The sequence below is a fragment of the Amycolatopsis marina genome, assembly GCF_900111885.1.
Lineage (GTDB): Bacteria > Actinomycetota > Actinomycetes > Mycobacteriales > Pseudonocardiaceae > Amycolatopsis > Amycolatopsis marina.
Genome location: NZ_FOKG01000002.1, coordinates 73,172 through 85,972, shown reverse-complemented (window position 1 = coordinate 85,972; position 12,801 = coordinate 73,172). Strand labels below are relative to the sequence as shown.

The 12,801-nt window shown below is 67.6% G+C and carries 12 protein-coding genes; 9 read left to right on the top strand and 3 right to left on the bottom strand.

The window, feature by feature from the left end; all coding sequences use genetic code 11:
* Positions 1–78 precede the first annotated feature (78 nt).
* Genes pyrH through BM199_RS04500 form a run of 3 tightly spaced genes read left to right on the top strand, consistent with a single transcriptional unit; the run spans position 79 to position 2,360 of the window.
* Positions 79–825 (top strand): UMP kinase, encoded by a 747-nt coding sequence (gene pyrH, locus BM199_RS04510; protein WP_091670016.1) that lies wholly within the window; start codon positions 79–81, stop codon positions 823–825.
* Between the two features lie 55 nt (positions 826–880).
* Positions 881–1,438: a ribosome recycling factor gene (gene frr / locus BM199_RS04505; protein WP_091670013.1), complete on the top strand. Its 558-nt coding sequence runs from the start codon at positions 881–883 to the stop codon at positions 1,436–1,438.
* 25 nt (positions 1,439–1,463) lie between these two features.
* Positions 1,464–2,360, top strand: coding sequence for a phosphatidate cytidylyltransferase (locus BM199_RS04500; RefSeq protein ID WP_091670010.1), 897 nt, complete (start codon positions 1,464–1,466; stop codon positions 2,358–2,360).
* A 309-nt stretch (positions 2,361–2,669) separates the two neighbouring features.
* On the opposite strand, the gene BM199_RS04495 is transcribed toward BM199_RS04500, so the two are convergent.
* On the bottom strand, positions 2,670–3,506 hold the full coding sequence (locus BM199_RS04495; protein ID WP_091670834.1) for a VOC family protein: 837 nt from the start codon (positions 3,504–3,506) through the stop codon (positions 2,670–2,672).
* Positions 3,507–3,666: 160 nt separating this feature from the next.
* Between BM199_RS04495 and BM199_RS04490 the strand changes: the two genes are divergently transcribed.
* Positions 3,667–4,473: a class I SAM-dependent methyltransferase gene (locus BM199_RS04490; protein WP_245788156.1), complete on the top strand. Its 807-nt coding sequence runs from the start codon at positions 3,667–3,669 to the stop codon at positions 4,471–4,473.
* Here BM199_RS04490 and BM199_RS04485 read toward each other — a convergent pair.
* A complete protein-coding gene (locus BM199_RS04485; protein WP_245788155.1) occupies positions 4,428–5,039 on the bottom strand; it encodes a PadR family transcriptional regulator in 612 nt (203 codons plus the stop codon). The two genes, BM199_RS04490 and BM199_RS04485, sit on opposite strands and share 46 nt — an antisense overlap.
* A gap of 128 nt (positions 5,040–5,167) precedes the next feature.
* Between BM199_RS04485 and rlmN the strand changes: the two genes are divergently transcribed.
* From rlmN to BM199_RS04465, 5 genes are all read left to right on the top strand, one after another.
* The gene (rlmN, locus tag BM199_RS04480) at positions 5,168–6,289 is read left to right on the top strand and encodes a dual-specificity RNA methyltransferase RlmN (RefSeq protein WP_091670005.1); all 1,122 of its coding nucleotides are present in this window, start codon (positions 5,168–5,170) and stop codon (positions 6,287–6,289) included.
* Positions 6,290–6,433: 144 nt separating this feature from the next.
* A complete protein-coding gene (locus tag BM199_RS33180) occupies positions 6,434–6,781 on the top strand; it encodes a hypothetical protein (protein WP_143101764.1) in 348 nt (115 codons plus the stop codon).
* Between the two features lie 266 nt (positions 6,782–7,047).
* Positions 7,048–7,206 (top strand): hypothetical protein, encoded by a 159-nt coding sequence (locus tag BM199_RS33720; protein ID WP_177242468.1) that lies wholly within the window; start codon positions 7,048–7,050, stop codon positions 7,204–7,206.
* 46 nt (positions 7,207–7,252) lie between these two features.
* Positions 7,253–10,291, top strand: coding sequence for an AfsR/SARP family transcriptional regulator (locus tag BM199_RS04470; protein WP_091670000.1), 3,039 nt, complete (start codon positions 7,253–7,255; stop codon positions 10,289–10,291).
* Between the two features lie 108 nt (positions 10,292–10,399).
* On the top strand, positions 10,400–11,185 hold the full coding sequence (locus tag BM199_RS04465) for a DeoR/GlpR family DNA-binding transcription regulator (protein WP_091669997.1): 786 nt from the start codon (positions 10,400–10,402) through the stop codon (positions 11,183–11,185).
* Between the two features lie 18 nt (positions 11,186–11,203).
* On the opposite strand, the gene BM199_RS04460 is transcribed toward BM199_RS04465, so the two are convergent.
* Positions 11,204–12,748: a beta-N-acetylhexosaminidase gene (locus tag BM199_RS04460; RefSeq protein ID WP_245788154.1), complete on the bottom strand. Its 1,545-nt coding sequence runs from the start codon at positions 12,746–12,748 to the stop codon at positions 11,204–11,206.
* Between the last annotated feature and the right edge of the window lie 53 nt (positions 12,749–12,801).

Below are 12,801 nucleotides of genomic sequence, written 5' to 3'. Positions count from 1 at the left end.
CCGGCAGCATCGGGGACGGGGCATCGTCATGACAGGACCGGACAGCGGTGCCCGCCGAAGCAGGAGGCTGAGCAAGACATGGGTGAAGAGCGACCGGAGGGCGGCTACCGGCGAGTGCTGCTCAAGCTGGGCGGCGAGATGTTCGGTGGCGGCGCGGTCGGAGTCGATCCCGATGTCGTGCACTCGGTGGCCGTGCAGATCGCGGACGTGGTCCGCGACGGCGTGCAGTTGGCCGTGGTGATCGGCGGTGGCAACTACTTCCGGGGGGCCGAGCTGTCCCAGCGGGGGATGGACCGGGACCGGGCCGACTACATGGCGATGCTGGGCACCGTGATGAACTGCCTCGCACTGCAGGACTTCCTGGAGAAGGAAGGCGTTCCGACCAGGGTGCAGAGTGCGATCACCATGGGACAGGTCGCCGAGCCCTACATCCCGCGGCGCGCCGAGCGTCACCTGGAGAAGGGGCGCGTGGTGATCTTCGCGGCAGGCGTGGGGATGCCCTACTTCTCGACCGACACGGCCGCCGCGCAGCGTGCGCTGGAGATCGGCTGTGACGCGGTTCTGATGGCCAAGGCGGTCGACGGGGTCTACACCGCGGACCCGAAGACCGATCCCGAGGCCAAGATGTTCCACGAGATCACGCATCGGGAGGTGCTCGAGCGCGGCCTCAAGGTCGCCGACGCCACCGCCTTCAGTCTTTGTATGGACAACAACATGCCGATCATCGTCTTCAACCTGCTTACCCAGGGGAACATCGCTCGCGCGGTGAGTGGTGAGAGGATCGGCACATTGGTCAACACCCCCGCAGGTCGCATCCAGGTGTAGACCCTGCCGGGTTCCGCCACAGCCACTAGCAGCGCCACATGAGCAAGGAGTAGCCGTGATCGACGAGACCCTCCTCGACGCCGAGGAGAAGATGGAAAAAGCGGTGTCCGTCGCCAAGGAGGATCTGGCGTCGGTGCGAACCGGCCGGGCGACGCCGTCGATGTTCTCCCGTATTCACGTCGAGTACTACGGCGCTCCCACGCCGCTGAACCAACTCGCCAGCGTGAACATTCCGGAAGCGCGCATGGCAGTGGTGAAGCCCTACGACGCCAGCCAGCTCAACGAGATCGAGAAGGCGATCCGGGACTCCGACCTCGGCGTGAACCCGAGTAACGACGGCACCGTCATCCGCATCTCCATCCCGCAACTCACCGAGGAGCGGCGCAAGGAGATGGTCAAGGTGGCCAAGGGCAAGGGCGAGGACGCCAAGATCTCCATCCGCAGCGTGCGTCGCAAGGCCAAGGAAGAGCTCGACCGGATCGCCAAGGACGGCGAGGCGGGTGAGGACGAGGTGGCCCGTGCGGAGAAGGAGCTGCAGCACCTGACCGACAGCTACGTCTCCCAGGTCGACGAGCTCGTGAAGCACAAAGAAGCCGAACTGCTCGAGGTGTGAGCGGGTGCCCGGGGCGGGAGTCAGCGTGAGCGAGGAGCGCGAGGGCGCGGATCCATCCGACGGGCCTGTCGCATCGGAAGGGGCAACCCAGCCGGTACCGCCGATGGAGAACTCCTCGCGGGCGGGCAGGAATCTGCCCGCCGCCATCGCGGTCGGGGTCGTACTCGGTGCGGCGATCCTGGTGTCGCTGTTCACCGTCCGGTTCCTGTTCATCGGGATCGTGGCCGCGGCGATAGCGCTGGGCACGATCGAGCTGGCCAGGGCTCTGCGCAGGGCGGCCGACATCCGGATCGCGCTCATCCCGGTGCTGGTCGGCGGTCAGGCGACGATCTGGCTGGCCTGGCCGTTCGGCCGGGAGGGCGCGCTCACCGCGTTCGTGCTCACCGTGCTCGCCTGTCTGCTCTGGCGGCTTCCCGGCGGTGCCAACGGCTACCTTCGTGATGTCGGCGCGTCCATCTTCGCGAGCGCGTACTTGCCGTTGTTCGCGGCGTTCGCCGCGATGCTCGTACCGCCCGACGACGGCGTCGGCAGGGTACTCGCGTTCATGATCGGCGTGGTCGCCTCCGACACCGGTGGCTACATCGCCGGAGTGCTCAGGGGAAAGCACCCGATGGCACCGTCGATCAGCCCGAAGAAGACGTGGGAGGGCTTCGCCGGCTCGATGATCGCCGGGATCGGCGCCGGTGCGCTGACGCTGAGCCTGATCCTCGGCGGTCAGGCTTGGCAGGGCATCATCTTCGGCGCGGCGATCGTGCTCACCGCCACGCTCGGCGATCTTGTCGAATCGCTGATCAAGCGGGACCTGGGGATCAAGGACATGGGCGACCTGCTGCCCGGCCACGGCGGAATCATGGACCGCCTCGACTCGCTGCTGCCCTCAGCCGTCGTCTCCTGGCTCCTGCTCAGCGCGTTCATCCAGTAGGCGGAGATGTCCCCAATGTGGCATTGGGGAACTTCAGCGTCCCCAATGCCACATTGGGGACGTGCGGTGGGGTGGCTGGGGCGTGCGGGGTGACTTGAGTACGGGGGTCGCTTCGCCTCAGGCTGTGCTTATTTGGCACCACTCCGCAGGCTCCGTGCTGCGTGCGTCTCCTTCGGCGGGCGGCTTTCGTTGTGGTTTCTTTTTCTGCCCGCCTCAGTCGGTGTCTGATTGGCAGCACTTCGCAGGCTCCGTGCTGCGTGCGTCTCCTTCGGCGGGCGGCTTTCGTTGTGGTTTCTTTTCGTTGCCGCCTCAGTCGCCGTACGGATCGTCTACTTCCGCCCTGCCCCAGCCCTCGATCGGGTTGCTGTGGTCGATCACCGAGAACGTGCCGCCGCCGGGGTCCGCGAGCACCGCGGTCCGGCCGAAGGGGGTGTCGAACGGTGGTGCCACGATCCGGCCGCCCAGCTTCTGCGCCTGCGCCGCGGTCAGATCCGTGCCCACTGACGGATCCACCTCGAAGTAGACCATCCAGTGTGGCTGCGTGGTCGCCTGGTATTCCGTGCCCATCACGTAGCGGTAGAGCACCGGCTGCTGACCGAGGCGCCATTCCGCGTAGTCCAGCCCCTCGGCGCCGATCTGCATGTTGCTGTAGCCGAACAGCCGACAGAAGAACCCATCCGAAGCCGCTCCGTCGTGCGTGTTGAGATCGGCACCCCCGAACATTCCCGGGGCGCCGAAGCCGAAGCTCCACGAGGTGGCCGGCTGCCACAGAACGACCGGCACGCCGCTCGGGTCGACAACGTGCAGGATGCTGCCCCGGTTCGGGATGTCGACCGGACCCAACGTGGTGCGGCCACCCAGATGCTCGACCCAATCCGCCGCCGCGGCGGTGTTGTGCACGCACAGGTGCAATGTCCACCCCGGCGCCTGTCCCGCCCCCGCGAGGTACATCCCGCCCGTGGGCACACCGGCAAGGGTGGCGAGTGTGTAGCGACCAGTCGCAGGGTCCGGTTTGTCTTGATAGGTCCAGCCGAACAGCGCCGAGTAGAAGTACTGTGCAGCCGACTCGTCCGGCGTTGCGAGTTCCACCCAGCAGGGAGTTCCTGGCAGGAGGTCCGGCGTGGTGGCGGAAAGGTCGAGCGACATGATCATCACCTCCGGTGAGCGAACCATGTTACGACCTGAGCAGGCTGCGGATGGTGGGATTTCCTGAATTGGCATGGAGAAGTCCCCGCCGTGAGAACTCCCCGCCGTGAGAACTCCCCAAGTGGTCCCGGCGACCGCCCCGACCGAATACGCTGGTCATGTGATCAGGTTTGTGCGCAGGGCGGAAATCCTGCCCAGTCCCAATATCTGGTATCACCCCGATGCTTACGAGCTGGAGAACCACGCGCAGGACGTGGGCGGCGAGCTCTGGCGCACGCTGCGGGCCGAGGTCGACTGGGCAGGCAAGGATGTCGTGGACGTCGGCTGTGGCGACGGCTTCCACCTGCCGCTGTTCGCCGAGACGGCAAGGTCCGTCGTGGGCGTCGAACCACATCCACCGCTGGTACGGCGCGCTCGCCGGCGGGTGAATGAGATCACTGGCGTCAACGTGAAGCAGGGCGCGGCGCAGCGGTTGCCGCTCGCGTCCGCCAGCGTTGACCTCGTCCACGCGCGCACCGCCTACTTCTTCGGCCGTGGCTGCGAACCGGGACTCAACGAGGCGGACCGGGTCCTGCGCAAGGGAGGGGCGCTGGCGATCGTCGACCTCGACGTGCGGCACCAGCCCTACGGCGACTGGATGCGAGCCGATCTGCCCGACTACGACCCGGCAGACGTCGACAGGTTCTTCGCCGAGCAGGGATTCCGTTGCCTCCGTGTGGAAACCATATGGCGCTTCGAGAATCTCGCCGCGGCGGAGTCGGCTCTGCGGATCGAGTTCAGCCCCTCAGTCGCCGAACGCGCCATCGGCGAGGTGGTCCGGCGCAACGGCGCCGGTCCGGCGCGTCCGCTGACCGTCCCGGTCGGCTACCGCGTACTCGTCCGCGAGAAGCCTTCCGGGTTGGTCCGCCTGACGCGCCCGGCTCATTCGGCCGGTCCGGATTCCTCGATCTCGCCGAGGATCCCGTAAAGCGCCCTGCGCGCCTCGTTGATCACGCTGACGGCCTTCGCCTTCTGTGCCGCCGATGCTGCCGTCGACACCTGGTGCATCGCACCCATGAGTGCGCCTGCCGCCTTGCGAAGTTCGACGTCGATCGGGTCGGCGTCCTGCGTCATGTGCTCCCACGGCGGCTTGCTCTCCTGCTTCGCGACGGCGGTCCTGCCCTCGTCGGTCAGTTCGAACAGGCGCTTGCCGCCCGCTTCGTTGCTGACGACGAGACCCTCGTCGGCCAATAGCTGCAGTGTCGGGTAGATCGAGCCTGGGCTCGGGCGCCAGAGCCCGTTGCTGCGCTCACCGATCTCGCTGATGATCTCGTACCCGTGCCGAGGCTGCTCGGCCAGCAGGGTCAGGATCGCCAGCCTGACGTCCCCGCGCCTGCCGCGCCGTCCGCCGGGGCCCCTGCCCCGGCCGCCATGCGGCCCACCCCAGCCGGGGGGAACCGGTGGCATCGGACCGAAGCCGCCGTGACGGTGTGGTGCATGGCGGTCGAATCCGTGGCCCGCGAACGGCGGGCGCATCCTTCTCTGTCCTCGCATGGTGCTGCTTCCTTTCGGTATTGCCGAGAGTATCTCGACATGTCAACGATATGTCGTTAACTATCGGATGTCAAGGAGGATGGTCGGGCCGCAGGTCATCGGCGGGGGCATGGGACAATGGAACGGTTATGACTGCCCTCCCCCTTGTTTTCGAAGCCCCCCGGCGCGGCATGCCGCCTCGGCACCTCGCGGACCTCACCGCCGCCGAGCGGGCCGAGGCTGTGGTCGCGCTCGGCGAGAAGCCGTTTCGCGCGAAGCAGCTGTCCAATCACTACTTCTCGCGGCTGACGGTCGATCCGGCCGAGATGACCGACATCCCGGCCGCGTCAAGGGAGCGGCTGGTCGGCGACCTGATGCCGCCGCTGCTCTCCGAGATCCGGGCGCTGGCCTGTGACGACGGCAGCACCCGGAAGATGCTCTGGCGCGCACACGACGGCACGCTGCTGGAGAGCGTCCTGATGCGCTATCCCGACCGCGCGACGCTGTGCATCTCCAGCCAGGCCGGCTGCGGCATGGCCTGTCCGTTCTGTGCTACCGGCCAGGGTGGACTCGAACGCAACCTCTCCACCGCCGAGATCGTCGACCAGGTTCGTTCGGCAGCTGCCGTGATGCGCGACGGCCTGATGCCGGGAGCGGACGGCAAGCCCAGTCCCGGCAGGTTGTCGAACATCGTCTTCATGGGCATGGGTGAGCCGCTGGCGAACTACAAGCGGGTGGTAGCGGCGGTGCGCCGGATCACCGAGCCCGCACCGGAGGGGCTGGGGATTTCGCAGCGGTCGGTGACGGTGTCGACGGTGGGCCTGGCTCCGGCGATCCGGAAGCTGGCTGACGAGAAGATGCAGGTGCGCCTGGCGTTGTCGCTGCATGCGCCGGATGACGAGTTGCGCGACGAGTTGGTGCCGGTGAACAACCGGTGGTCGATCGACGAGGTGCTGCAGGCGGCGCGCTACTACCTGGACGTGAGCGGGCGACGGGTCTCCATCGAGTACGCGCTGATCCGGGACATGAACGACCATCCCTGGCGGGCGGATCTGCTGGCGAAGGTGCTGCGGCAGCACCTGGGCCATCTGGTGCACGTGAACGTGATCCCGCTGAACCCGACGCCGGGCAGCAAGTGGGACGCCTCGCCGAAGCCCGTGGAGCGGGAGTTCGTGCGCAGGGTGAACGCCGGAGGAGTGGCGTGCACGGTGCGCGACACCCGCGGTCAGGAGATCGCCGCGGCCTGCGGCCAGCTCGCCGCCGAGGGTTGAGTTCTCGCTTCAGCGACGGAGATTTGCCCCCGCTGACCGTATTCTGTTCGTGTACCAGGCGTGTACTCACCGTGATTAGCCTCCAGTGCGAAATGCTGGCCTGATTGGCCGGAAACCGTTCGCGAAGAAAGGCTGGAGGATCACTTGATCAAAAAGAAGGCAGCCAGCGGTGTGCTGGCGTCAGTCATGATCGCCGGGTCAATTGCCACCGCCACTCCGGCGCAGGCGGCTCCGGTGCCTGCTCCGGCGCCCAGCGGGTGTTCAACCGGCATCGACGCCGGCACCAAAGGCTCCTATGTTCGAGCGAGATGCCTCTACGGCAAGGGCTGGTACTGGGTCAAGGCGAGTTGCCTTCGGCCAGATGGCTCCGGACTGCGCCACACGGTAACGGGCGATACGCAAGCCGTCGGGGGCGGCCTTATCTGGTCGACGTACTACCCCTGCCGCTACCCGCGTAACGTCTCGGTGCAAACGCTTTCGTTTGACAGTTGAGGTAATTCCCGAGGTCTCCTGGGGGCGTGCGTGCACGAGGACCAGGGACACGAGGCGCCCCCGCCAGCCGAGTACAGGCTGGCGGGGGCGCCTTTTTGCATGCGCGGGCGACATCCGGCGTGGCAGATCACGGGAAGCCGCCAAAGGACCTCATCTCGGTGCCTCCGACTAATTCTCCGGGCGTTATTGAACTGCCGGTGCGATTAGAGTTTGACCATATGCGTTTCGCGAACCTGTGCGATTCCAGGCACAATCTCCTCCAGAGAATGCCTGAGGCCGCGAACATATTCCGGCGAGCCCGGCACGACCTACCGAGCGCTGGTCCCGAGCGGCCCGCCGTCGTCACCGGCGGCGAGAACGGCGGCGAGAACGGCGGCACCTTCAGCGGGGGCATGAAACCGCCAGCTGGTGCGGTGGTGCGATAGCGCCTTCGCCGTCGACGTCTACAGTACTTCCAGCCGAGGGAGCACGATGAGGTTTGGCATACTGGGTCCGCTGACGGTGTGGCGAGAGGGCGAGCAGGTCGATCTCGGCACGCCCAAGGCGCGGGTGTTGGTGGCGGTGCTGCTGTGCCGAGCCGGTCACCCCGTTTCGGAAGATCAACTGGCCGTCGCGCTGTGGGGGAACACCCCGCCGAAGAGCGCCACAAAGAACGTGCAGACCTACGTCCACCGGCTTCGGCGGCAGCTGGGCGACCCGGCTCGCGTCGTGCGGCAGGGCGGCGGCTACCTGGTCCCGGTCGACCGGGACGAGCTCGACGCGGCGAGGTTCGAGCACCTGGCCGAGGCGGGGCGGGCGGCGGAGGCCGCCGGTCTGGTGGACGAGGCGTCCCGCCGCCTGCACGAGGCGCTGCGGCTCTGGCGCGGGCCGGCGTTCGCCGGGATGACCGATGTCCCGATGCTGGCCGCGGAGGCCATGCGGCTGGACGAGGTCCGCCTGTCGGTCCTGCAGTCGCGGATCGCCGTGGACCTGACGCTGGGACGCCACACCGAGCTGCTGGGCGAGCTGACCGCGCTCACCCGCGCGCACCCCCTGCGAGAGCGGCTTCGCGCACAGCTGATGCTGGCGTTGTACCGCTGTGGTCGCCGGGCGGACGCGCTCGCCGAGTACACGCGTGCCCGCACGACCCTGATCGAGGAGACCGGCCTGGACCCGGCCGACGAGCTGCACGACCTGCAGCAGCGAATCCTCGCCCAGGACCCTTCCCTCGACCTCGCTCCCCGCGTCGCGGCCACGCTCACGGGAGCGCCTGCGACTCCCGCCCCCGCCGAGTTGCCGCCGGGCATCGCCGACTTCACCGGCAGGGACGATGAGGTGGCCGGCCTCACCGAGGTCCTCACCGCGCCACGGCCGGGCACCGTCGCCATGGCCGGCATCGCGGGTCTGGGGGGCTTGGGTAAGACCACGCTTGCCGTGCACGTCGCGCACCGGATCGCGAGCCGTTTCCCCGACGGCCAGCTCTACGCGGACCTGCGCGGCGCCTCCGCCGACCCTGTCCGCCCGGCGGACGTGCTCAGCCGATTCCTGTTCGCCCTGGGCATCAGCAGTACCGGCATACCTGAATCCCTGGACGAACGCGTGGCGTTGTTCCGGAGCTGTCTGGCCGGCCGCAGAGTCCTCGTCCTGCTCGACAACGTGGCCGGAGAGGAGCAGGTGCGGCCGCTCCTGCCAGGGGGTTCCGGCACGGCCGTACTGCTCACCGGACGTGTGCGGTTGGTCGGCCTCGAGGGCGCCAGCATGCTGGAACTCGACGTCCTGCCGTCGGCCCAGGCCATGGGCCTGCTGAGCAACATCGTCGGTTACGAGCGCGTCCAGGACGAGCCGGAAGCTGCTCGGGAGATCGTCCGGCTGTGCGGCCGCGTCCCGCTGGCGGTGCGCATCTCGGCGGCCAGGCTCCTCAGCAGGAGGCAGTGGACTCTGTCCCACCTCGCCGACGTCCTCGTTGAGGAACGACATCGGCTGGACGAGCTCGTCGCGGGGGACCTCGACATCCGCGCGGGATTCGAGATGAGCTACCGGATGCTGCCCGCGGGTGCCCAGCGGGCCTTCCGGCTGGCCGGGCTGCTCGACGCGCCCGACTTCGCCTCCTGGGCGGTGGCGGCCCTCCTCGACGTGCCGGTGCGGCAGGCCGAACGCGAGATCGAGACGCTGGTCGACGCTCATCTGCTGAACCTCACCCGGACCGACGAGACGGGCAGCCTCAGGTATCGGTTCCACGATCTGATCCGGTTGTACGCGCGGGAGCGGGCGCGGCGCGAGGACGCCGAACCCGAGCGCAAGGCCGCCTTCGCACGGGCCCTGGGTGCGTGGCTGGCGCTGGCGGAGGCCGCGGCGGAGCATGTCCCGGGCCCCTGCTACGCACGTATTCACAGCGTCGCGCCGCGCTGGCGGCTGCCCGCGGAGGTCTCGGGACCGCTGCTGGCCTACCCGATGGCCTGGTTCGGCGCGGAGTACGCCGCGTTGATGGCCGGGGTCGCCCAGGCCTGCGAGGCGGGTCTCACTCAGCTCGCCTGGGATCTCGCGGGGTCCACCGAGGTCTATCTCAACGTGCGCGGCTTGTACGACGGCTGGCAGCACATGCACGAGCAGACGATCGCGCTCTGCCGGGAGACCGGTGACAAGCTCGGCGAGGCCGTGCTGATGCGCGGCCTGCTGGAGGTCACCACGTGGAGCTCACCGGCGGGTCCCGGGCCGGCGATGACACGGATGCGGGCGGACGCTTCGCAGCTCCTCGACCTGTTCACCATGCTGGACCATCCGGTCGGCATCGCCGATTCCCTGGCGACCCTGGCCTGGAGCATGACGGCCGACGGAAACGATGCGGAAGGGCTCGCCCTGGCGGAGCGCGCTCTGCGGACGGCCGCCGAAGCGGACTACCTCGGTGGCCAGGCGCGGGCGTATCATGTTATGGCGATCATCCACGGCGAGGATGACCCGCATGGGGCGCTCACGGTCCTGGAGCATGCGGCGAAGATCGCCGAGGCGCTCGGCAACGCCCACTACACCACGACGATCACCCAGTTCCTCGGCGCGGCGAAGTCGTTCTGCGGTGACACCATCGGCGGCCAGGAACTGCTGGAGAGCTCCCTGGAAATGGCACGGCGGTTGAACTACCGCTATCTGGAGACATTCTCGCTGCTCTATCTCTCGAAGCTGTTCGCCGCGATCGGGGACGAGCGGGCCAGGGCGACCGCCGAACTGACGCTGGCACACAGCGAGGACGGTAACTTCGGCCACTATCTCGCCGACGCGCTCGGCGTGCTCGGGCAGTTGGACCTCGCCGAAGGAGACCTGCCCGCCGCCATCGCCACCCTTGAACGCGCGGTCCGGGTATGGCGAACCCGCGGCTCGATCCCCTACCTGGCGCGGACGCTCCACGCCCTCGGCGACGCCCACGGTGTGGCCGGCGACCAGCGCGCGGCCACGACCGCCTGGGAAGAGGCCCGCGAACTGTTCCGCAAGATCTCGCACGAGGACGGCATGAGAACCCTGGACGCCCGGCTCGCGTGAAGGGCGTGCGTCGCGCCGCCGTGTAGTTCAGCGAGTACAGTGCGCGGAGTTGATTGGAACATCGCCAAAAGTACCATCGAACGCCATCGATCCTTCCGAGGGGACTTCATGGATCGTCACGAACGGCTGACCGCTGTGCTCGACATGCTGTCCGACCAGGATTCGATCACCGTTGACGACGTTGTCGAGAAGCTCGGTGCGTCGCCGGCGACGGTGCGCCGGGACCTCGACCATCTGGCCAAGCAGCAGTTGTTGACGCGGACCCGCGGCGGGGCGGTGGCAGCGAGCGTTTCCTACGACCTGCCCCTCCGGTACAAGGCGAGCAGGCAGGCGCCGGAGAAGGAGCGCATCGCGCAGGTCGTCGCGGGGCTGATCCGACCTGGCTCCACGATCGGGCTCAACGGAGGCACGACGACAACCAACATCGCCAGGGCGATCGCACTGCATGAAGCCTTTCAGACCGACGGGTCCCAGCCGGGGGTCACGGTCGTCACCAACGCGCTCAACATCGCCAGCGAACTGGCGGTCCGCCCGCAGGTGAAGGTGGTGGTCGTCGGCGGCGTTGTACGCACCCACTCCTACGAGATCATCGGTCCACTGGCCGAACGCATGTTGGAGGGCCTCTCGGTCGGCATGGCCGTCATCGGGGTCGACGCGATCAGCCCCGAGTTCGGCGCGATGGCATTCGACGAACGCGAAGCGGCCACCAACGCGCTCCTGGCCGCACACGCGGAGCGGGTGGTGGTGGCAGCGGACAGCAGTAAGCTCGACCAGCGCGCCTTCGCTCGTATCGTGCCTGTTTCCGCGCTCGACGTTCTGGTGACCGATGTGGACGCCGATGCACGGGTAGTCGAACGGTTCCGCGAAACGGGTGTCGAGGTCTTCCAGGCCTGAGCGGCCTGACGGGCAGACTCAATCCGGCTTCGCGTCGAGCGGCCGGTACCGCACGCCGAGGGCGTCCAGCCGGGACAGGTGCGGTCGCAAGCGCTCAAGAAACCGTGCGAAATCCGGTGCATCCGGCGAGGTTCCCTGTCGCCAGACCGCCTCGGCGAAGGCGCACAGCCTGGGAAAGAGCATGTACTCGGCGAGTTCGGGGGAATCGATGTACTCGGTCCACAACTGTGCCTGTGCGCCCAGTACGCGATCCCCGAACCGTCCGGGTGTGTAGGCGTGAACCATGGACAACGGCACGAATCCGCCGATCGCGAGGGGTTCGGCGTGAACATCGGTGCTCTGGTTGTAGTTGAGGTAGAGGTGCTGCGCGGGCGTCATGACGACATCGACTCCCGCATTCAGCGCGTTCCGGACCGCCGTGTCGCCCCGCCACGGCATCACAACACAGTTGGCCGGCAAGGGGCGGGCGTCCAGGACTTCGTCCCAGCCGACAAGTCGGCGGCCGTGCTCGTCGAGGAAAGCCGCGATCTGACGGGTGAACCAGCCCTGCAAGGCGGTCTCATCAGGCAGTCCGAGATCCTTGATCCGCTGTTGGACCTGCGGGCTCATCCTCCATTCGTCCGTCGGCACCTCGTCGCCGCCGCAGTGGATGAACTCGCTGGGGAAGATCCTCGTCACCTCGGTGAGTACATCCCGGCAAAAACGCATCGCGGGCTCGTTCAGCGAGAGAATCTGCGTGCTTATGTTCCAGCGCCGCCGGACTTCCGGTTCCGCGATGCCGTTGCCGAGGTCCGGGTACGCGGCGATGGCGGCCTGCATGTGTCCCGGCATGTCGACCTCAGGGATGATGGTGACGTGCCGCTCTTCGGCGTAGGCGACGAGGTCGCTGAGCTCGGCGGTGCTGTAGAAGCCACCGTGTGACCGCCCGTCGTAGCGGAGGTCCCAGGTCGGCACGGCCGAGTCGTGCCCGATGACCGTCTCCGTCCGCCATGCGCTCACCTCGGTGAGTCGCGGGTACCCCGGCACCTCGATCCGCCAGCCCTGGTCGTCAGTCAGGTGCAGGTGCAGGACGTCCAGTTTGTGCAGTGACAGGACGTCGATGACTCGGCGGAGAAAGTCCACGGGCATGAAGTGCCGTGCCACGTCGAGCATGAGGCCACGCCAGGCGAACCGCGGGAAATCCTCGATCTGGACACAGGGCACGGTCAGCGTTCGACCTGGTCTTTCAGGGGCCTCGCTGTCCGGCGGCAGCAGCTGGCGCAGTGTCTGCACGCCGTAGAAGGCGCCGGTGGCATCGGTGCCGAGGATATCGATGCGGTCGGTGGAGATGTCCAGCCGGTAGCCGTTCGTGCCCTGGCCCTCCGGAACGATCGAGATGCGAATATCGGCGTCCTGTGCGTTGCCGGGCAGGGATGGCCCGATCGCGCGTTCCAGCGCCCGGCCTGCGGTTTCAGCTCCCGGGGCGATGAAAACCGTGGTTTCACCGGCGATTCGGAACGAGGCCGCGCGCGGGGTGAGATGTGTGGGTTCGGGAATGAGCGCATACCTGGCGGGGTCTGTCAACGGATGCTCCTGACGGTGAAAACGTTCGGCGGCTGCTTGCGGAACATGCAAAT